The organism is Streptomyces sp. NBC_00466 (genome assembly GCF_041433995.1).
In the GTDB taxonomy this organism is placed as follows: Bacteria; Actinomycetota; Actinomycetes; order Streptomycetales; family Streptomycetaceae; genus Streptomyces.
In genome coordinates this window covers 1545943-1565728 of record NZ_CP107896.1, presented here as the reverse complement: position 1 = coordinate 1565728, position 19786 = coordinate 1545943, and the positions used below count along the sequence as shown (strand labels likewise).

Sequence of the window (19786 nt, the reverse complement as noted above, 5' to 3'; positions counted from 1 at the left end):
GCCGCGGCGGAGCCGTCCGCCGTACGGCAGAACACCGGCAGGCGCCCCCGCGCGGCCCGTCCTACATTGGACGGGACGCCGAGGAGCCCACGATGCCGGTCACCACCCCTGCACCCCACCCCGCGGGCACCCACCCCGCCGGCTTCGAGGCGCTGCGCAGGCAGGACCCCGAGATGGCCGATGTGCTCCTCGGTGAGGACGAGCGGCAGGCCACCTCGCTCCAGCTGATCGCAGCCGAGAACTTCACCTCGCCCGCCGTGCTGGCAGCGCTCGGCTCCTCGCTCGCCAACAAGTACGCCGAGGGCTACCCCGGCGCCCGCTACCACGGCGGCTGCGAGCTGGCCGATCTCGCCGAGCGGATCGCCTGCGAGCGGGCCACAGCGCTCTTCGGGGCCGCCCACGCGAACGTCCAGCCGCACTCCGGCTCCTCGGCCGTCCTGGCGGCGTACGCGGCCCTTCTGCGCCCCGGTGACACCGTGCTGGCCATGGGCCTCCCGCACGGCGGCCATCTCACCCACGGTTCGCCCGCCAACTTCTCCGGCCGCTGGTTCGACTTCGTCGGGTACGGCGTGGACGCGGAGAGCGGGCTCATCGACTACGACCAGGTACGGACACTGGCGCGGCAGCACCGGCCCCGGGCGATCGTCTGCGGCTCCATCTCGTACCCACGCCACCCCGACTACGCGGCCTTCCGGGAGATCGCCGACGAGGCGGGCGCCTATCTCATCGCGGACGCCGCCCATCCGATGGGCCTGATCGCCGGGGGAGCGGCGCCCAGCCCCGTGCCGTACGCCGATGTGGTCTGCGCCACCACCCACAAGGTGCTGCGCGGTCCGCGCGGCGGTCTCGTCCTCTGCGGGGACGAGCTGGCCGACCGGATCGACCGGGCCGTCTTCCCCTTCACCCAGGGCGGCGCCCAGATGCACACGATCGCGGCCAAGGCGGTCGCCTTCGGCGAGGCCGCGGCCCCGGCGTTCGCGGCGTACGCGCACCAGGTGGTGGAGAACGCCCGGGTGCTCGCCGCCGGGCTGGCAGCCGAGGGTTTCGCGATCACCACCGGAGGGACCGACACCCACCTGATCACCGCGGACCCGGGGCCGCTGGGCACCGGCGGCGGGGCAGCCCGGGCCCTGCTGGCGGCGGCCGGGATGGTCCTGGACACCTGTGCGCTGCCCTACGGTGACGAGCGGGGCATCCGCCTGGGCACCGCCGCCGTCACCACCCAGGGCATGGCGGCGCCGGAGATGGCGGAGATCGCCGGGCTCTTCTCGGCCGCACTGCGCGAAGAGCGGGGGACCCGTGAAGAAGTCCGCGAACTCGCCAGGAGGTTTCCGTCGAATTCGGGCTAGAGCGGTACTCGTGCAACCATCGGAGCTACCCGTGTGTCCTCAACCTTATGCAGGCCGAAGCTAAGGTGTGGGGCTGAGATGGCCAGCGATATCTGTGGGGCAGCCCGTGCGTGAATACCTGCTGACGCTCTGCGTCACGGCCGCGGTGACGTATCTCCTGACCGGGCCGGTGCGGAAGTTCGCCATCATGGCCGGGGCGATGCCGGAGATCCGGGCCCGTGATGTGCACCGAGAACCGACGCCGCGGCTCGGCGGCATCGCCATGTTCGGCGGCCTCTGCGCCGGGCTGCTGGTAGCGGCCCATCTGCAGAACCTCGGCAACGTCTTCACGCTGTCGAACGAACCGCGCGCGCTGCTCTCCGGCGCCGGACTGATTTGGATCATCGGCGTCCTGGACGACAAGTTCGAGATCGACGCCCTGATCAAGCTCGGCGGCCAGATGATCGCGGCAGGCGTGATGGTCATGCAGGGTCTGACGATCCTGTGGCTGCCCATCCCGGGCGTCGGCACCGTCTCGCTCACCCAGTGGCAGGGCACGCTGCTGACCGTCGCACTGGTGGTGATCACCATCAACGCCGTGAACTTCGTGGACGGCCTGGACGGTCTCGCGGCCGGCATGGTCTGCATCGCGGCGGCTGCCTTCTTCATGTACGCGTACCGGATCTGGTACGGGTACGGAATCGAGGCGGCAGCCCCGGCGACCCTCTTCGCCGCCGTACTGATGGGGATGTGTCTGGGCTTCCTGCCCCACAACATGCATCCGGCCCGGATCTTCATGGGCGACTCGGGATCGATGATGATCGGCCTGGTGCTGGCCGCCGGTGCCATCTCGGTCACCGGCCAGGTCGACCCGGACGCGATGAGCCTCAACCTCGGTGGCGGACGTGAGGCCACTCACGCGATGCTGCCGGTCTTCATCCCGCTCCTGATGCCGCTGACGATCATCGCGGTCCCCTTCGCGGACCTGGTGCTCGCGATCGTCCGGCGTACCTGGAACGGACAGTCGCCGTTCGCCGCCGACCGCGGCCACCTCCACCACCGGCTCCTGGAGATCGGCCACTCGCACAGCAGGGCGGTGCTGATCATGTACTTCTGGTCGGCGCTGTTCGCCTTCGGCGCCCTCGCCTACTCGGTGCGCTCCTCGTCCACCTGGATCCTGCTGGCGGTCGTCGTGCTGAGCGCGGTCGGTCTCGCACTGCTGCTCATGCCGCGCTTCACCCCGCGCGCTCCGAAGTGGGCCCAGGGGTTCGTCCCGCCCCGTTACCGCGGGCGCCGTCGCGCGGCCGCCGAAACGGAACCGGAGACAGTCGGCGCAGCGAAATGCGACGAGTCGGGCAATTCACTTGAAATGGAAGATCCCGCCCCGGATATCGATGTGAACGGAAGCGAACCGATTCCCGCAGGCGTCAACGGGGCGACCGCAATTGGTCCCCGATCCGGGCTTCCCGATCGGCGCGAGGCCGGAACGTGGCGTTGAGTATTTCGCTCAACAGCCCCCAATATCAGGCAAACCAGCGGCCCGCATGCACACACGCGCGGGTTAACTCTCATGTGTGACGGGCAGCACACTTCCATGGTAAAGACCTCATCAAATAGTTTGTGATAGCGTTCACTACCACCGGTTGGAGCACTGAAAGGCCTTGGTAAGAAGGCCTTTTGGACCGAGCCGCAGCTGTCTTCCGGCGCATCTCCCGGCGCTAACCTCTGATCGACGTAAGACCATCGACGAGTCGCCGTCAGTCACCACATGCATATCCACCCCCAACTCCTTCTGGAGCTGTTCGCATGCCGTCCAACGACGCCCGGATCCTCCGGGGCTCGACGATCATCGCTGCCCCTGTCGGTATTGTCGCCACCGTTGTCAGTGCCCTCGTCGCAGGCGAGAAGGGCCTGATCGGCGGAGTGGTGGCACTGGCCGTCGTCGGTGTCTTCTTCGTCGCCGGTTTCGCCGCCCTGATGCGCATCACCCGGGACAAGCCCCAGGTGGCGATGACGGCCGGACTGCTGGTCTACGCCGTGCAGATCCTGCTCATCGGTGTCTTCGTCATCGCCTTCGGTCACACGACACTGTTCAACGGCCGCGCGTTCGCCCTCACTCTGCTGGTCACCGCACTGGCATGGGTGGGAGGCCAGGTTCGTCACAGTCTCACCAGCCGCATGCTCTATGTGGACCCCGAGCCTTCCGTTCCCGCCAAGGGGACGGCGGACCTGGCGAAGACGGAGTCCTGAGCATGTGTAGGGGGGGCCTAAAGGGAGTTCGTCCCGGTCTGCTATCGTCCGGAATCGCTTCCAGTGAAGGCCCCTCCCGCTTGATGAGCGGAGGAGGACGCAGCCCTCACGACCGGCGGCGTACTCGGCCCGGCAGCTGTGAACACGGCGCGGAACCCGGGATGCCCGGTCCTCGGTGGATGCTTCCAGCGGACCGCGGAGGCACCGCCACACCACCACGTCCCCAGTGCCGAAAAGCGGCTCCAGCAGCCGCGCTGACACACAAGGTTGCCGTTACTTATGCGTCACGACGAAGGAGTCACGGGTGAGTGCCCAAACGCTGCTCGCTGAAAGCGGGTGCCACATCAATGCGGACTGCGCGTTCCCGGCGCCGGGCCTCCACTCGTTCGACTTCAAGCCGATCTTCAGCATCGGAAGCTTCGACTTCACCAAGCCGATGCTCCTCGCGATCATCTGCATGCTGCTCGTTGTCGGCTTCTTCTGGGCCGCGTTCAACAAGCCGAAGCTTGTGCCCGGGAAGCTGCAGTTGGTCGGCGAGATCGGCTACACCTTCGTGGCCCGTAGCATCGCGCGGGAAGTGATCGGCAAGAAGGGCGACAAGTACGTCCCCTTCCTCACGTCGATCTTCTTCTTCGTGTGGATCATGAACCTGATGTCGGTCATCCCGCTGGCGCAGTTCCCCTCCACGGCGCGCTTCGCGTACCCGGTGGTGCTCGCGCTCCTGGTGTGGGTCACCTACATGTTCCTGACGTTCAAGAAGCACGGTTTCGCCGGCGGCATCAAGAACCTGGTGTGGCTCGAAGGGCTTCCCAAGCCCATCGCGCCGCTCATCGTGGTCCTGGAGTTCCTGCAGAAGGTCATTCTGCAGCCGTTCACCCTCGCGGTGCGGCTGTGGGCCAACATGTTCGCCGGACACATGCTGATCGTCATGTTCAGTGTGGCCAGCTGGTACCTGCTGACGCCGTCGCTCCTGTCGGCCGTCGCGGGCGGCTCGTTCCTGCTGGCGCTCGCCATGACCGCCCTTGAGGTGCTGATCCAGTTCCTTCAGGCCTACATCTTCACGCTGCTCGCCTCCATCTACATCGGCGGAGCGCTCGAAGAGGGTCACTGACCCGTCTGCCCGTCCCACAGCCCTTCCGCTGGGAATCCTCCCAACGGTCCGCATCACATAGGAAGACCGGAAAATGTCTGCCGACCTTGTTAACCTCGCCGCTTCCACCGTCCCCGGCCGCATGGGCGCCATCGCCTATGGTCTCGCCGCGATCGGCCCCGGCATCGGCATCGGCGTCGTCTTCGGCCACTCCATCGAGGCCATGGCCCGCCAGCCCGAGGCCATGCCGATCATCCGCACCAACATGTTCCTGGGCTTCGCCCTCTGTGAGGTGCTCGCGCTGCTCGGTCTGGTCGTTCCCTTTGTCTTCAGCAGCTGATCTGAAGCAGACCGGTAGCCACATTCGACGAAAGGTTCAGACATGATGCTCTTCCTGGCGGAGGGGGGCTCCGAGAACCCGCTCATCCCCGATACGGCGGAACTGATTGTCGGCCTGCTCTGCTTCTTCATCGTCTTCGGCTTCCTCGGAAAGAAGCTTCTGCCGAACATCCAGAAGACTCTGAACGAGCGGCAGGACGCGATCGAGGGCGGTCTGGAGCGGGCGGCCGAGGCTCAGGCCGAGGCGACCCAGACGCTTGAGCAGTACAAGGCCCAGCTCGCCGAAGCCAGGCACGAGGCCGCGCGCCTCCGCCAGGAAGCGACCGAGCAGGGCGCCACGATCATCGAGGAGATGCGGGCGGAAGGCCAGCGGCAGCGCGAGGAGATCGTCGCCGCGGGTCACGCCCAGATCGAGACGGACCGCAAGGCCACGGCCGCCGCGCTCCGTCAGGACGTGGGCAAGCTCGCGACCGAGCTGGCCGGAAAGCTTGTCGGCGAGTCCCTTGAGGACCACGCCCGGCAGAGCCGTACGGTCGACCGCTTCCTCGACGACCTCGAGGGCAGCGCTTCGAAGGCCGAGGCCGGACGATGAACGGTGCGAGCCGCGAGGCGCTGGCCGCTGCACGTGAGCGTCTCGAGGCGCTGACCGACACCCCGTCGGTCGACGCCGCGCAGCTCGCGGACCAGCTGGCACAGGTCACCGTGCTGCTCGACCGCGAGGTGACCCTGCGCCGGGTCCTCACCGAGCCGGCGCAGGAGGGCGAGGCCAAGGCCGAGCTGGTGGGACGGCTGCTGGCCGGACAGGTGGACGGCCCCGCCGCCGACCTGGTCGCCGGTATGGTCCGTTCCCGCTGGTCGCGTTCGCGCGACCTGGTCGATTCGCTGGAGGAGCTCGCAGCCACCGCCGATCTGGCCGCGGCCCAGCAGTCCGGTGCACTGGACGACGTCGAGGACGAACTGTTCCGGTTCGGACGGACCGTCGAGTCGAGCACCGCACTGCGCTCCGCGCTCACCGACCGTGCGGCGACAGCCGCTGCCAAGACGGAGCTGCTGCGCAGCCTGCTCGGAGGCCGGGCCAACCCGGTGACCGAGCGCCTGGTCGTGCGTCTCGTGACACACCCCAGGGGACGTAGCCTGGAAACGGGTCTGCAGACCCTGTCCAAGCTCGCTGCCGCACGCCGGGACCGTGTCGTCGCCGTTGTCACATCGGCGGTGCCGCTCACCGACGGGCAGAAGCAGCGTCTCGGCGCCGCGCTGGCGAAGCTTTACGGCCGCCAGATGCACCTGAACCTGGACGTGGACCCCGAGGTCCTCGGCGGGATCTCGGTGCGGGTCGGCGACGAGGTCATCGACGGCACCATCGCCGAACGCCTCGACGAGGCGTCCCGGCGGCTCGCCGGCTGACCACCGTCGGCACAACTGCAGAACAAGAAGAGCGGCCCGGTTGGGCCGTGCAGAAATTGCAGAAGATTCCTGGGGGCCGCCCCCAGACCCCCAAAGACTTCAGGCCCAACAAGGAGAGCAGGGAACCCAGATGGCGGAGCTCACGATCCGGCCGGAGGAGATCCGGGATGCGCTGGAGAACTTTGTCCAGTCGTACAAGCCGGACGCGGCCTCGCGCGAGGAGGTCGGTACGGTCAGCGTGGCCGGCGACGGTATCGCCAAGATCGAGGGTCTTCCCTCGGCCATGGCGAACGAGCTGCTGAAGTTCGAGGACGGCACGCTCGGTCTTGCGCTGAACCTGGAAGAGCGCGAGATCGGTGCTGTTGTACTCGGTGAGTTCAGCGGTATCGAGGAGGGCCAGCCGGTGCAGCGCACCGGTGAGGTGCTCTCGGTCGGTGTAGGCGAGGGTTACCTCGGCCGCGTTGTCGACCCGCTCGGCAACCCGATCGACGGTCTCGGCGAGATCGCGACCGACGGCCGCCGTGCGCTGGAGCTGCAGGCTCCCGGCGTCATGGTGCGTAAGTCGGTGCACGAGCCGATGCAGACCGGCTACAAGGCTGTCGACGCGATGGTGCCGATCGGCCGTGGCCAGCGTCAGCTGATCATCGGCGACCGCCAGACCGGCAAGACCGCCCTGGCCGTCGACACGATCATCAACCAGCGCGACAACTGGCGCTCCGGTGACGAGAAGAAGCAGGTCCGCTGCATCTACGTCGCCATCGGCCAGAAGGGCTCCACCATCGCGTCCGTGCGCGGTGCGCTGGAGGAGGCGGGCGCCCTGGAGTACACGACGATCGTCGCTGCTCCGGCTTCCGACCCGGCCGGCTTCAAGTACCTGGCTCCGTACACCGGTTCGGCCATCGGCCAGCACTGGATGTACGCGGGCAAGCACGTCCTGATCATCTTCGACGACCTCTCGAAGCAGGCCGACGCCTACCGCGCCGTATCGCTTCTGCTGCGCCGCCCGCCGGGCCGTGAGGCCTACCCGGGTGACGTCTTCTACCTGCACTCCCGTCTGCTGGAGCGCTGCGCGAAGCTCTCCGACGACATGGGTGCCGGTTCGATGACGGGCCTCCCGATCGTCGAGACCAAGGCGAACGACGTGTCGGCGTTCATTCCGACCAACGTCATCTCCATCACCGACGGTCAGTGCTTCCTGGAGTCCGACCTGTTCAACGCCGGCCAGCGGCCCGCGCTGAACGTCGGTATCTCGGTCTCCCGTGTCGGTGGTTCGGCTCAGCACAAGGCCATGCGCCAGGTGTCCGGCCGACTCCGTGTGGACCTCGCCCAGTACCGCGAGCTGGAGGCGTTCGCCGCCTTCGGTTCCGACCTGGACGCGGCCTCCAAGGCCTCGCTCGAGCGCGGTAAGCGGATGGTGGAGCTGCTGAAGCAGGGCCAGTACCAGCCGATGCCCGTCGAGGAGCAGGTCGTCTCCGTCTGGGCCGGTACCACCGGCAAGATGGACGACGTACCGGTCGAGGACATCCGCCGCTTCGAGGAAGAGCTGCTGGACCACCTGCGCCGCGAGCGCAAGGAGCTCCTCACCTCCATCCGCGAGGGCGCCAAGATGTCGGACGACACCGTGACCGCGATCGGTGATGCCATCGCCGGGTTCAAGCGGCAGTTCGAGACCTCGGACGGCAAGCTCCTCGGCGAGGACGCGCCGGCCGTCAGCGTCTCCAAGTGACGACGGAAGGGACCTGACTCATGGGAGCCCAGCTCCGGGTCTACAAGCGTCGCATCCGATCCGTCACCGCGACCAAGAAGATCACCAAGGCGATGGAGATGATCGCCGCCTCGCGCATCGTCAAGGCGCAGCGCAAGGTGCAGGCATCGATGCCGTACGCGACCGAGCTCACCCGTGCGGTGACCGCGGTGGCGACCGGCTCCAACACGAAGCACGCGCTGACCACGGAGGCCGAGAACCCGACGCGGGCCGCAGTTCTGCTCATCACGAGCGACCGCGGTCTGGCCGGCGGGTACTCCTCCAACGCCATCAAGGCGGCGGAGCGGCTCACCGAGCGGCTCCGCGGTGAGGGCAAGGACGTCGACACTTACGTCGTCGGCCGCAAGGGCGTCGCCTACTACGGCTTCCGCGAGCGCAAGGTCGTGGAGTCGTGGGGCGGGTTCACCGACAACCCGACGTACGCGGATGCCAAGAGCGTGTCGGCGCCGCTGATCGCGGCGGTCCAGCAGGACACGGCCGAGGGCGGTCTGGACGAGCTCCACATCGTCTTCACCGAGTTCCAGTCGATGCTGACGCAGACGCCGGTCGAGAACCGGCTGCTGCCGCTGAGCCTGGACGAGTCCGCCGAGCAGTCGGACAAGAAGGCCGAAGCGCTTCCGCTGTTCGAGTTCGAACCGTCGGCGGAGGGCGTTCTCGACGCGCTGCTGCCGCGTTACGTCGAGAGCCGTGTCTACAACGCGCTGCTGCAGTCGGCTGCTTCCGAGCACGCCGCCCGCCGCCGTGCGATGAAGTCGGCCACCGACAACGCCGGGGACCTCGTCAAGAGCCTCTCCCGGCTTGCCAATGCGGCCCGCCAGGCCGAAATCACCCAGGAAATCAGCGAGATCGTCGGTGGCTCAAGCGCCCTGGCCGACGCGACCGCGGGGAGTGACAAGTAATGACGACGACTATCGACGAGGCGGCGACGGCCGCCGCCGCCACGGGCCGCGTTGCCCGGGTCATCGGCCCGGTCGTCGACGTGGAGTTCCCCGTCGACGCGATGCCGGAGATCTACAACGCGCTGAAGGTCGAGGTCGCTGACCCGGCCGAGGACGGCAAGCTCAAGACGCTGACCCTCGAAGTCGCGCAGCACCTCGGTGACGGCGTGATCCGTGCGATCTCGATGCAGCCCACCGACGGCCTGGTCCGCCAGGCCCCGGTGGTCGACACCGGCAACGGCATCACGGTGCCGGTCGGTGACATCACCAAGGGCAAGGTGTTCAACACCCTCGGTGAGATCCTGAACCAGCCCGAGGCCGAGTCGGAGATCACCGAGCGCTGGCCGATCCACCGCAAGGCCCCGGCCTTCGACCAGCTCGAGTCGAAGACCAAGATGTTCGAGACCGGCATCAAGGTCATCGACCTTCTCACCCCGTACGTCACGGGCGGAAAGATCGGTCTGTTCGGTGGTGCCGGTGTCGGCAAGACCGTGCTGATCCAGGAAATGATCTACCGCGTCGCCAACAACCACGACGGTGTGTCGGTGTTCGCGGGCGTCGGTGAGCGTACCCGTGAGGGCAACGACCTCATCGAGGAGATGGCCGAGTCCGGCGTCATCGACAAGACGGCGCTTGTCTTCGGTCAGATGGACGAGCCCCCGGGCACCCGTCTCCGTGTCGCGCTTGCCGGTCTGACCATGGCGGAGTACTTCCGCGATGTGCAGAAGCAGGACGTGCTCTTCTTCATCGACAACATCTTCCGTTACACCCAGGCCGGTTCCGAGGTGTCCACCCTGCTCGGCCGTATGCCGTCCGCGGTGGGTTACCAGCCGAACCTGGCTGACGAGATGGGTCTGCTGCAGGAGCGCATCACCTCGACCCGTGGACACTCGATCACCTCGATGCAGGCGATCTACGTCCCCGCGGACGACCTGACCGACCCGGCGCCGGCGACCACCTTCGCCCACCTGGACGCGACGACCGTGCTGTCCCGTCCGATCTCGGAGAAGGGCATCTACCCGGCGGTCGACCCGCTGGACTCGACGTCCCGCATCCTGGACCCGCGTTACATCGCGAAGGACCACTACGACGCCGCTCTGCGCGTCAAGGGTGTTCTTCAGAAGTACAAGGACCTCCAGGACATCATCGCGATCCTCGGTATCGACGAGCTGGGCGAGGAGGACAAGCTCACTGTCCACCGTGCCCGGCGTGTCGAGCGCTTCCTGTCGCAGAACACCCACGTCGCCAAGCAGTTCACCGGCGTGGACGGTTCGGACGTGCCGCTCGACGAGTCGATCACCGCGTTCAACGCGATCTGCGACGGGGACTACGACCACTTCCCCGAGCAGGCGTTCTTCATGTGCGGTGGCATTGAGGACCTCAAGGCCAACGCCAAGGAGCTCGGCGTCTCCTGAGTCGCTGCCCCATGTGAGTCATCAGACTCCCGGAGAGGGGCGGGTGTGTCCCGCCCCTCTCTGTACGCCCATTAGACTTTGACCCAACACCCGGCAGCAGTGCCGGGTGGTGACCCGAGGAGCCTCCTTTGGCTGCTGAGCTGCACGTCGAGCTGGTCGCGGCGGACCGTAATGTCTGGTCCGGCGAGGCGACTCTCGTTGTCGCGCGCACCGCGTCCGGCGACATCGGGGTCATGGCCAATCACCAGCCGCTGCTCGGTGTGCTGGAATCGGGCCCGGTGACCATTCGTACGAGCGAGGGCGGGACGGTCGTTGCCGCTGTGCACGGCGGTTTCCTCTCGTTCGCCGACAACAAGCTTTCGCTGCTGGCCGAGATCGCGGAGCTGGCGGACGAGATCGATGTCCAGCGCGCCGAGCGTGCGCTGGAGAGCGCGAAGTCTGAGGACGACGCCGTCGCCGAGCGGCGCGCCGACGTCCGACTGCGTGCGGTGACGGGGAACTGACGCCTCCCACCGAGATTTGACCTCAGCCGCGGCCCGTCCGGAACCATCCGGACCGGGTCGCGGCTGAGGCGATGCAGAACCAGTTCCCTTACGGTATGAGGCGAGGAGGTCGGTGTAGATGATCCTCGCTCTGCTTGTGTGCGGCCTGGTCGTCGTACTGGTAGCGGTGGGACTCTTCGTCTTCGGCCTGCGACGGCGGCTGATCCAGCGTTCCGGGGGCACCTTCGACTGCAGTGTGCGCTGGGACCTTCCGGAGAAACCGGATGTGTCCGGCAAAGGCTGGGTGTACGGGGTGGCCAGGTACAGCGGCGACCGCATCATGTGGTTCCGCGTCTTCTCGTACGCCCCGCGCCCGCGCCGCACTCTGGAGCGCCAGTCCATCGAAGTCGTCTCCCGGCGTACGCCGGAGGGCGAGGAGGAACTGGCGCTCCTTTCTGATGCGATCGTGCTGCGATGTTCGCACCAGGGCATCCGGCTCGAACTCGCGATGAGCGAGGACGCGCTGACGGGCTTCCTCGCCTGGCTGGAAGCGGCACCGCCCGGCCAGAGAGTGAATGTGGCTTAGCTCAACTGGCTTACGTAGGAGGCCGGTTGGTCAGCCCCGGCCCGCCTACCGCTCGCCGCCCGGCACCCACAAGACATCCCCGATCTCCTTGTTCGCTGTGCGCGCCAGGATGAACAGCAGGTCGGACAGCCGGTTCAGATAGGTCGCGGTGAGCACGTTCATCACCTCGCCGTGCACCTCCAGTGCTGCCCAGGTCGACCGCTCGGCCCTGCGTACCACCGTGCACGCCTGGTGCAGCAGCGCCGCCCCGGGCGTCCCGCCGGGCAGGATGAAGCTGCGCAGCTTCTCCAGGTCTTCCAGGAAACGGTCGCAGTCGGCCTCCAGCTTGTCGACGTACGACTGCTCCACCCGCAGCGGCGGATACTTCGGGTCCTCCACCACGGGCGTGCACAGGTCGGCCCCCACGTCGAACAGGTCGTTCTGGACGCGGACGAGTACCTTCACCACCTCGTCCGGCAGGCCGCCGAGCGCGACGGCGGTACCGATGGCCGCGTTGGCCTCGTTGGCGTCGGCGTACGCGGAGATCCGCAGATCGGTCTTGGCGGTCCGGCTCATGTCACCGAGCGCGGTGGTGCCCTTGTCGCCGGTACGGGTGTAGATGCGCGTCAGATTGACCATGCGGCCGAGCCTATCCGGGCGCGGTCAGCCGCCAGCCCTGCGGAAGACACGTGTGCCCACCGTCACGGCGCCGCGCGCCTCCGGGCCAAGGATGCGTTTCCCCTCCCGGCCGAAGCCGGGGATACCCATGCAAGACCAGGGATGGAAGAGGTCCTGGGGGAGAAAGTGCTCAACTACGCAGTAAGGGCCTGAGGATGACGCCTCGGAGTGTGATGTCCGCCATGTGGGACGTGACGCGCATCTCTTAGCCACCACAAGGCGCCCCGCTCCCTATAGCCTCCGCCCCAGAGCCGTTTGCAGAAAGCCGTTTGAAGGGGTGTCAATTGGCCAGGAAGCTCGCTGTCATCGGAGCCGGACTCATGGGTTCCGGAATTGCGCAGGTGTCGGCCCAGGCCGGCTGGGACGTTGTTCTGCGCGATGTCACCGATGCGGCCGTGACCCGCGGTACCGATGCCATCAAGGCGTCCTATGCGCGGTTCGTCGCGAAGGGCAAGCTGGAAGCGGCCGACGCCGACGCCGCGCTCGCACGGATCACCACGACCACCGATCTGGACGCGGCCGCCGACGCCGACATCGTCGTGGAGGCGGTGTTCGAGAAGCTTGAGGTCAAGCACGAGATCTTCCGTGCCCTCGACAAGCTCGTACGGGAGGACACGGTCCTCGCCTCCAACACCTCGGCGATCCCGATCACCAAGATCGCGGCGGTGACGGAGCGCCCGGAGCGGGTCGTCGGCGCGCACTTCTTCTCGCCCGTCCCGATGATGCAGCTGTGCGAGCTGGTCCGCGGCTACAAGACGAGCGACGAAACCCTGGCCACCGCAAGGGAGTTCGCCGAGTCCGTCGGAAAGACCTGCATCGTCGTCAACCGCGATGTGGCGGGCTTCGTCACCACCCGGCTCATCTCCGCGCTCGTCGTCGAGGCGGCGAAGCTGTACGAGTCGGGCGTGGCCACCGCCGAGGACATCGACACCGCCTGCAAGCTCGGGTTCGGGCACGCGATGGGCCCGCTGGCCACCGCGGACCTGACCGGCGTCGACATCCTGCTGCACGCCACGGGCAATATCTACACAGAATCCCAGGATGAGAAGTTCGCTCCGCCGGAGCTGATGCGCCGAATGGTCGACGCGGGTGACATCGGCAGGAAGAGCGGGCAGGGGTTCTACAAGCACTGAATCGCACAGCTCGCCCTGCGATCACCTGGTTGGGTGAATTCGGTATCGGTTCGCTTACGGACGGCAACTTCTTTCCCGGCGGGGCAGTCAGTTCAGTGACAGACGTGAAAGACGTGACGGAGTCCGAGAACTCCCGGGGAGCGCATATGCATATCAGGGGCGACCACGTCGAGCTGGTCGTCGGGGGCCGCCTCGACGTTCGCAGCGCGGCGGACGCCCGTACGGTCCTGCACTCGGCTGTCGACGACGGTGTCGGCGATCTGGTGCTCGACCTGACCGAACTCGATTCGTGGGACGCCACCGGACTCGGGGTGATCATGGGCGTCCACCGGCGCGCCGGGAGATGCGGCCGCCGGCTCGTCCTGCGCGGGGTGCCGCCGCAGATGCAGCGCCTCCTGGTGGCGACCCGGCTGCACCGCATTCTGGCCATCGAGGGCGGGATCGCCGCCGAGTGCCTGCCCCGCGTCTGACGGAGCCCGTGTACCACTCCTGCGGTCCTGCGGGGACCGTCCCCCGGCGCCGGGGGACCCCGAGTGGTGACGGATACTGGCCGAAGGTTTAGGGTTCGGTCGCCTACTGATTGACGAACCCATGTGCGGTAGGCACCGGACCAGAAGCGACAGCGTGGTGTGCGAGGCCGGGAAGGCAGACCGCGCGCAACGCCAGCTGGGGGCTTTCACCTATGGACCCGATGAACAGCAGACCGGACGAGTACGGCCAGGATCCCGGCCGCCGTCCGGCGTGGCCCGGTGGTCCGGCCTCGCCCAGACCGCCGCGGGACCCGCTCGCACCCGACCTCGCGCAGCAGGCGCCCGCCCGCGCCCGTACCGTGCGGCTCGTCACAGGTGACTTCCTGGTCACCGTGAACCCGGTCGACGGCAGTGAGATTGAACACTGCCCGCCGGGCGAACACCCCGGCGCCCCGGAGCGGTACAGCCCCGAGGAGCGTACGGGCCTGCTGCGCGCGGCGGGCCCGCCGGTGCCGCCGGGGCCAGCAGGGCCCGAACTCCCGCTGCTTGAGCGGCAGGAGGAGCACGAGCGGCTGGTACGGCTGCTGGCGCGCGGGCGGTCCGTACGTCTGACGGGCCCGGCGGGCTCCGGGCGCACCTCGCTGCTCGACGCCGTGGCCCGGGACTGCTCGGGTTTCGCGCCCGACGGGGTCGTCAGGCTCTCCGGGTACCACCGCACCGCCGCCGACCTGCTGTACGGGCTCTTCGCCGCCGTCTACCGCGCCCCCCTGCACCGGCCCGACAGGGCCGAGCTCCTCACCTTGGTCAACGGGATCGGCGCGATCGTCGTCCTGGACGATCTGGAGCTCGGCGGGGCCGCACTGGAGGAGCTGCTCGACGCCACCCCCGAGTGCGCCTTCCTGCTCGCCGCGACCCCGGAGGTGGCCGCCCCGCTCCCCGAGTCCCACCTGGAGGAGGTCTTCCTCGGCGGTCTCGGGCGCAGCGCCTCGCTCGACCTCCTGGAGCGCGCCGTGGAACGGCCGCTCACCGAGGAGGAGTCCAACTGGGCGGGCGACCTGTGGTTCGAGTCGGAGGGGCTGCCGCTGCGCTTCGTCCAGGCGGGGGCGCTGCTGCGCCAGCGCGACCTGCTGCGCACCGGCCCCGACTCCTTCGGCGCCTACCCGGGCCCCAGTGACGACGACGCCGTCGCGGGCGGCCCCGGCGGAGCCGCCGGCCCGTCCGGCGACGCCACCGAGGTGCCGCTGCCCACCCTCGGCCAGGGGGCGGCACCCGCCCAGCTGCTCGCTGAGCGGCTCAGCGACGCGGCACGGGCCACGCTGGCCTTCGCCGTGGCGCTCGGCGGCGAGGTGCCGCACCAGGCCCATCTGCCGGCGCTGGTCGGCGACACCCACGCCGACGCGGCGATGGGGGAGCTGGCCGGGTCCGGGCTGCTCTCCCCGGCCGGTTCGCACTACCGGCTGGCCGCCGGCGTCGTCCAGCAGCTGGAGGCCGGCGGGTACGCCGACGACTCCGCCGGGCACGCGCTGACCACCGCCCAGCACTACGCCTGGTGGGCCGGGCACCCCTCGGTGGCACCGGAGCGGGCGGCCGCCGAGGCCGACGCCGTCCTCGCGGCGATGAGCGCACTCGTGCCCGGCTCGGAGGCCGGACACCCCAGCGCCGCCGTACTGCTGGCCCGCAGCGCCGCTCCCGCCTTCGCTGCCGCACTGCACTGGAGCGCCTGGGAGCGCGCCCTGCGGACCGGCCAGGAGGCGGCCAGGCTCTCCGGCGAGGTCGCCGAAGAGGCTTATTTCCACCATGAGTTGGGCGTACTGGCGCTCTGCACCGGTAACCCGGACCGGGCGCTGGCCGAGCTGGAGGCCTCCATAGCGCTGCGCGGTGCGCTGGCCGACAAGGCGGGTACGGTCGCGGGGCGCAGGGCGCTCGCGCTCATCGCCGACCGCTCGGGAGCCGCATCGCTGGGCGGCTATGTGCCGGGCGCCCCGGGCGACACCCCGCCGCAGGGGGCCGAGGTGCTGCCGCCCGCGCCCGAGGACGTGGCCCCGCTGCCCGTGGGCCCCGGCGCGGCGGGCGCGGTCGTCTCGCTCTCCCCGGCGCCCCACGACCACATCACACTGGTCACCCAGCAGGTGCCCCCGGCGAGCGCCGCTCCGCACACCCGGCGCCGTACGGTCCTGGGAGGCGCCCGGCGCAATCTGGTCGCGGCCGGAGCCGGGGTGCTGCTCGCCGGAGTGCTCGGCACCGTGGTGACCCTCGGAGCGACGGGCAACAGCGACTCCGGGCCCGGGGACACGCCCGGCCAGTCCGTCAACGACGGCAGCGGCAAGGACGGCATGAGCGCGGACGAGCCCACCCGGAGCACGCCGGGCACCTCGGACGGCTCGACCGGCAGTACCGCCGCCCCCTCCACCCCCGCCGGCCCGAGCGCCACCAGCAGCGACCGGCCGTCCGCGAGCAGCACACCGTCGGACGGCGCGTCGACACCGGGCGACAAGCCCTCGTCACCGTCGGGCAAGCCGTCCGACTCCAGCGGGAAGCCGCCCACGCAGCCGTCGACGCCGCCGGCCAAGCCCTCGCACTCGCCGCCCAGCAGCCCGTCCACGTCGCCGAGCGGCCCGGGCAGCCCGACCCCCAGCCCGTCGGACTCCACGACCGAGGACCCGCCGCCCGCCAATTCGCCCTCGACCACCCAGAGCGCCATGCGGCCCTCCACGGCCTCCAGCGGGCCGGTGGACAGCGGGAGTCCGTCCACGCCTCCGGGGGACGCCTCGGCGTCCGCCTCGTCTCCCTCGGCAGGCTGAGGCTCACCCGGCACCCAGTCGGCACGGCACGGCTGACACGGCACGGCACACAGCGGAAGGCCCCGGCGGACATCCACCGGGGCCTTCCGTTCGGCTGGTTCAGCTGCTTCACCAAGTTCAGCAGATTCAGTTGTCTCGGCCGGGCCGGCTGTTCCCGTTCCTCAGAAGAGCCGCAGCTTGTCGTCCTCGATGCCCCGCATCGCGTCGTAGTCGAGCACCACACACTCGATCCCGCGGTCCGTGGCCAGCACCCGGGCCTGCGGCTTGATCTCCTGCGCCGCGAAGACGCCCTTCACCGGGGCCAGATGGGGATCCCGGTTCAGCAGCTCCAGATAGCGGGTGAGCTGCTCCACGCCGTCGATGTCGCCACGCCGCTTGAGCTCGACCGCCACGGTCCCGCCCTCCGCGTCCCGGCAGAGGATGTCCACCGGACCGATCGCCGTCATGTATTCACGCCGAATCAGGGTGTGGCCCTCACCGAGGGTTTCGATGCGGTCGGCGAGGAGTTCCTGGAGATGCGCCTCGACGCCGTCCTTGATGAGCCCCGGGTCGACCCCCAGCTCGTGCGAGGAGTCGTGGAGGACCTCCTCCATCGTGATGATGAGCTTCTCGCCCGCCTTGTTCACGACCGTCCACTGACCGGTGTCGTCCCCTGTCCCCTCCTTCAGAGTGCAGGGCGGAGACATCCAGTTGAGGGGTTTGTACGCCCTGTCGTCCGCATGGATCGAGACGCTTCCGTCGGCCTTGACCAGGATCAGGCGCGGAGCGGACGGCAGATGGGCGGTGAGGCGGCCCGCATAGTCGACGGAGCAGCGGGCGATGACGAGACGCATGGTCGGCAACGCTACTCGACATTGCCGCTGGTACGCGATTCGCCCTGAACAACCCTCTTCGTTATTGGCCTGTTGTGTGCCCATTCTCCTGGTGCGGGGGCCTGCGCACGCATACCGTGGAAGCAGGAGGTTGTCGCGCGTGTACTCTGCGTCGCGATTCTCCGGCCCTGCCCGTAAGGCCCCGGCTACTCCGGGGCCGCGAGAGGAGAACCCATGTCGCTCGACGTCTCACCGGCCCTACTCGAACAGGCCGAGCGAGGCGAGGTCGATGAAGCCGACTTCATCGACTGCGTCCGGACCTCCCTGCCCTACGCATGGGAGATGATCAGCTCTCTGGCGGTCCAGCTGAAGGTCGACGGCGGCGAGTTCGCCGACAACCAGACGCCTCCCCCCAATGAGCAGGCGCGCGGTCAGCTGCTGCGCGCACTCGCGAGTGACGCGATACGTGGAGCGCTGCAGCGGCATTTCGGGGTGCGCCTGGCATTCCAGAACTGCCACCGTGTGGCGGTCTTCCCGCTGGATCCCTCGGTCGATGAGCGGCTCGGCCGCTTCACCTCGATCAGGGGCCAGCTGCTGAACCAGTCTCCGGAACTCAGGGACTGCTGACGCGCCGGGCTGCCGCTCCGCACCACTGGAGGTGTCTTGGCTGCCGGAGCGGCAGCGCCCGGTTCCACTGGATCAGTGCAACCTCGGGAGGACTTCGGCTCCGATCAGCCGGAGGTTGTCCTCGGTGGCCGCGACATCGCCCGAACCCTCCACAAGCATCGCGAACCGTGTGATGCCGGTCCTCTCCGCCGTGGCCGCGAGCCGGTCGGCAGCCAGGCGGGGAGGGCCCACCGGGTGGATCCCGCAGAGCATCTCCGTGTACGCGACCGGGTCCCGCATCGCACGGTGCCTGCCGTCGACGGTCACATGGGCGTCAAGTCCCTGTTTGAGCCAGCCCGGCATCGCTTTCACCAGAGTCTCCGTCGCCTCGGCCCGGCGGTCCGCGATCTGCGCCACCCCGGCCGCCACATGCCCGGCCTCCGCCACGTTCCCGGCCGGAACTCCCGCTGCCCGCGCGTGCGTTCGCCACAGGGAGACCATTTCGGCCTTCTCCTCGTCGTCCGAGTGCATCCCGAGCAGCATCGGCAGCCCGCGCTCGGCGGCGAGCCGCACGCTGGCGGGCGAGGTGCACGCCACGATGACCTCGGGCCCCGGCACTTCACCGCACCGCAGCTCCTGCGGCCTTGGTACGACCGGGACTTCGCGGAAGCGGAAGCGCTCCCCGCCGGCCGACACCCGGGACTCGCGCAGCCACCGCAGCAGCAGATCCAGCGACTCCGGGAAGCCGCTCTCGTACGCACCGAGCCCCGCGCCGAAGACCTCCAGGTCCACCCAGGGCCCGCCGCGTCCCACACCGAGGCTGAACCGCCCGCCGGATGTGATGTGCAGCAGCGCCGCCTGCTCGCCCAGCGCGACCGGGTGCACGGTCGGCAGTACGCTCACCGCCGTACCGACCTGGATCCGCCGGGTGCGGCCCAGCACCAGCGCGGCCAGCGTCACGGCCGACGGGCACACGCCGTACGGTACGAAGTGGTGCTCGGCCAGCCAGACCGCGTCGAGCCCGGCCTCCTCGGCCACCTCGGCCGACTGCACCGCGCGGTGCAGTGCCTCTTCCTGCCCCTGCCCCGGGAACTGGGCTGCCAGTACAAATGCCCCAACACGCATCGCCTACTGCCTCCTTGCGGCGCCGACGCGACTCTCCCCTTACTGGCAACAACGCCTGACACGTGCCAAAGGCACGGCCCATCGCAAAGCTGTTGTGATTTTCCGGTAAGCAGGGCCTCAGGGCTTTCACGTTCTCACGGTGAGCGGTACGGATGTGGCGTTCCGCTGCCCGTAGGCTGGACTGAGCGAGAAACTGTCCGCTCTGCCCCGTGAGGTGTTACGTGTCCCCGCGCCGCAACCGCCCCCGTGGGGGCGAGAAGCCGAGCGAGTCCGTCGGCGGGGGTGGGGGGCCCGACCGCTTCGGTCTTCAGGCCACCGAGTCCTGGCAGGGCGAGGAGTGGTCGGTCCGCATGGTCAGCGGGGCGAGTGCGCAGGGCAAGCGGTACCGCTGCCCCGGCTGCGACCAGGAGATCCCCTCGGGGGTGCCGCATGTGGTGGCCTGGCCCGAGTACGGCGGGGTCGACGACCGCAGGCACTGGCACAAGGCCTGCTGGAACGCCAAGGACCGCCGCACCTCCCGGGTGCAGCGGTCCCGTAACGCACCGAAATACTGACTCGCCCACCGGCTGAGTGTCCGGCCGGCCG

The 19786-nt window shown here is 68.8% G+C and carries 20 protein-coding genes; 17 read left to right on the top strand and 3 right to left on the bottom strand.

Going from position 1 to position 19786, the window contains the following annotated elements; genetic code table 11:
* Positions 1-92: 92 nt before the first annotated feature.
* The 12 genes from glyA to OG210_RS06775 all read left to right on the top strand — a co-directional run bounded on the left by glyA (position 93) and on the right by OG210_RS06775 (position 11597).
* Entirely contained in the window at positions 93-1349 is a 1257-nt protein-coding gene (gene glyA / locus OG210_RS06830; protein ID WP_328331465.1) for a serine hydroxymethyltransferase, read from the top strand.
* 106 nt (positions 1350-1455) lie between these two features.
* Entirely contained in the window at positions 1456-2826 is a 1371-nt protein-coding gene (locus OG210_RS06825; RefSeq protein WP_328331467.1) for an MraY family glycosyltransferase, read from the top strand.
* A gap of 308 nt (positions 2827-3134) precedes the next feature.
* Positions 3135-3578 carry a hypothetical protein gene (locus tag OG210_RS06820; protein ID WP_328331469.1) on the top strand — a complete coding sequence of 148 codons (444 nt, stop codon included), beginning with the start codon at positions 3135-3137 and terminating at the stop codon, positions 3576-3578.
* A 304-nt stretch (positions 3579-3882) separates the two neighbouring features.
* Positions 3883-4689 carry a F0F1 ATP synthase subunit A gene (gene atpB, locus OG210_RS06815; RefSeq protein WP_327295222.1) on the top strand — a complete coding sequence of 269 codons (807 nt, stop codon included), beginning with the start codon at positions 3883-3885 and terminating at the stop codon, positions 4687-4689.
* Between the two features lie 73 nt (positions 4690-4762).
* Complete coding sequence (gene atpE, locus OG210_RS06810) at positions 4763-5008, top strand: ATP synthase F0 subunit C (RefSeq protein WP_266853030.1); 246 nt, start codon at positions 4763-4765, stop codon at positions 5006-5008.
* Between the two features lie 42 nt (positions 5009-5050).
* Positions 5051-5599, top strand: a complete 549-nt coding sequence (locus OG210_RS06805; RefSeq protein WP_371535293.1) for a F0F1 ATP synthase subunit B — start codon at positions 5051-5053, stop codon at positions 5597-5599.
* A complete protein-coding gene (locus OG210_RS06800; RefSeq protein WP_328331471.1) occupies positions 5596-6411 on the top strand; it encodes a F0F1 ATP synthase subunit delta in 816 nt (271 codons plus the stop codon). Before OG210_RS06805 ends, OG210_RS06800 begins: the two co-directional genes overlap by 4 nt.
* Positions 6412-6541: 130 nt before the next feature.
* Positions 6542-8137 (top strand): F0F1 ATP synthase subunit alpha, encoded by a 1596-nt coding sequence (gene atpA, locus OG210_RS06795; protein WP_328331473.1) that lies wholly within the window; start codon positions 6542-6544, stop codon positions 8135-8137.
* Positions 8138-8157: 20 nt separating this feature from the next.
* Complete coding sequence (locus OG210_RS06790) at positions 8158-9075, top strand: F0F1 ATP synthase subunit gamma (protein ID WP_328331475.1); 918 nt, start codon at positions 8158-8160, stop codon at positions 9073-9075.
* The gene (gene atpD / locus OG210_RS06785) at positions 9075-10529 is read left to right on the top strand and encodes a F0F1 ATP synthase subunit beta (protein WP_328331477.1); all 1455 of its coding nucleotides are present in this window, start codon (positions 9075-9077) and stop codon (positions 10527-10529) included. Before OG210_RS06790 ends, atpD begins: the two co-directional genes overlap by 1 nt.
* Before the next feature lie 128 nt (positions 10530-10657).
* Positions 10658-11032 carry a F0F1 ATP synthase subunit epsilon gene (locus OG210_RS06780; RefSeq protein ID WP_266853021.1) on the top strand — a complete coding sequence of 125 codons (375 nt, stop codon included), beginning with the start codon at positions 10658-10660 and terminating at the stop codon, positions 11030-11032.
* Between the two features lie 118 nt (positions 11033-11150).
* Complete coding sequence (locus tag OG210_RS06775) at positions 11151-11597, top strand: DUF2550 domain-containing protein (RefSeq protein WP_328331479.1); 447 nt, start codon at positions 11151-11153, stop codon at positions 11595-11597.
* A 45-nt stretch (positions 11598-11642) separates the two neighbouring features.
* Here OG210_RS06775 and OG210_RS06770 read toward each other — a convergent pair whose 3' ends face one another.
* Positions 11643-12215: a cob(I)yrinic acid a,c-diamide adenosyltransferase gene (locus OG210_RS06770; RefSeq protein WP_328331481.1), complete on the bottom strand. Its 573-nt coding sequence runs from the start codon at positions 12213-12215 to the stop codon at positions 11643-11645.
* Positions 12216-12538: 323 nt separating this feature from the next.
* Here OG210_RS06770 and OG210_RS06765 point away from each other — a divergent pair, with 323 nt between their 5' ends.
* The 3 genes from OG210_RS06765 to OG210_RS06755 all read left to right on the top strand — a co-directional run bounded on the left by OG210_RS06765 (position 12539) and on the right by OG210_RS06755 (position 16658).
* Positions 12539-13387: a 3-hydroxyacyl-CoA dehydrogenase family protein gene (locus OG210_RS06765; RefSeq protein WP_327295213.1), complete on the top strand. Its 849-nt coding sequence runs from the start codon at positions 12539-12541 to the stop codon at positions 13385-13387.
* Positions 13388-13533: 146 nt separating this feature from the next.
* The gene (locus OG210_RS06760; RefSeq protein WP_164264323.1) at positions 13534-13857 is read left to right on the top strand and encodes an STAS domain-containing protein; all 324 of its coding nucleotides are present in this window, start codon (positions 13534-13536) and stop codon (positions 13855-13857) included.
* A gap of 212 nt (positions 13858-14069) precedes the next feature.
* Positions 14070-16658 carry an ATP-binding protein gene (locus OG210_RS06755; protein ID WP_328331483.1) on the top strand — a complete coding sequence of 863 codons (2589 nt, stop codon included), beginning with the start codon at positions 14070-14072 and terminating at the stop codon, positions 16656-16658.
* 161 nt (positions 16659-16819) lie between these two features.
* On the opposite strand, the gene nucS is transcribed toward OG210_RS06755, so the two are convergent.
* Complete coding sequence (nucS, locus tag OG210_RS06750; RefSeq protein WP_328331485.1) at positions 16820-17491, bottom strand: endonuclease NucS; 672 nt, start codon at positions 17489-17491, stop codon at positions 16820-16822.
* A 213-nt stretch (positions 17492-17704) separates the two neighbouring features.
* Here nucS and OG210_RS06745 point away from each other — a divergent pair, with 213 nt between their 5' ends.
* Positions 17705-18097: an SCO5389 family protein gene (locus OG210_RS06745; protein WP_164267472.1), complete on the top strand. Its 393-nt coding sequence runs from the start codon at positions 17705-17707 to the stop codon at positions 18095-18097.
* Positions 18098-18169: 72 nt separating this feature from the next.
* On the opposite strand, the gene OG210_RS06740 is transcribed toward OG210_RS06745, so the two are convergent.
* Complete coding sequence (locus tag OG210_RS06740) at positions 18170-19201, bottom strand: LLM class flavin-dependent oxidoreductase (protein WP_328331487.1); 1032 nt, start codon at positions 19199-19201, stop codon at positions 18170-18172.
* Positions 19202-19422: 221 nt separating this feature from the next.
* Between OG210_RS06740 and OG210_RS06735 the strand changes: the two genes are divergently transcribed.
* Positions 19423-19755 (top strand): ATP/GTP-binding protein, encoded by a 333-nt coding sequence (locus tag OG210_RS06735; protein ID WP_327299570.1) that lies wholly within the window; start codon positions 19423-19425, stop codon positions 19753-19755.
* The last annotated feature ends 31 nt before the right edge of the window (positions 19756-19786 follow it).